The following is a 457-nucleotide window of genomic DNA, read 5'->3' as shown; positions in this document are numbered from 1 at the left end:
AACTTATTGTTTTTAATTAAATTAATTAAAAATCAGTCAATAATACCGATAAAAGTGAAACCTTAGGTTGCCTAGGGCGCAGGCTTGTACAGCGGGCTAGATAACCACCTCTTACTAGGCAAATTACAGACATCAGTTAGAAAAATTACGAGCTCCATTTCTTGGGCAAAGGCATACAGTAATAAGCATCAGTTACTTGTGTGGATGTGGACTATGCCCAACTCAAATATCGAAGCTGTAAAGCAGGATATCAAGACTCTCAAGCTCATTCTCAACCTAGACTTCCTAACCAATCTGCTATCACTAGCAATACTGTTCTCATCCCCTTTTTTGGTGTTGAGCTTTTTTGAGGACAATCAATTTTTTGCCCTACTCTGCACCTTAATTGTTGCAGTATATACCTACACTAAATACTACGGTGACAGCCTAGATCGAATGCATAAGCTTCCTCTAGAGG

General features: G+C 38.9%; 1 protein-coding gene. It reads left to right on the top strand.

Annotated elements, in window-relative coordinates; translation table 11 throughout:
- Positions 1-213: 213 nt before the first annotated feature.
- On the top strand, positions 214-457 hold a 244-nt coding region (locus AB4585_RS27430), incomplete at its 3' end, for a hypothetical protein (RefSeq protein WP_372171908.1).

It is taken from the genome of Vibrio sp. 10N.222.49.C9 (genome assembly GCF_041474985.1).
In the GTDB taxonomy this organism is placed as follows: Bacteria; Pseudomonadota; Gammaproteobacteria; order Enterobacterales; family Vibrionaceae; genus Vibrio; species Vibrio crassostreae_C.
This window is presented reverse-complemented; position numbering and strand designations above follow the sequence as displayed.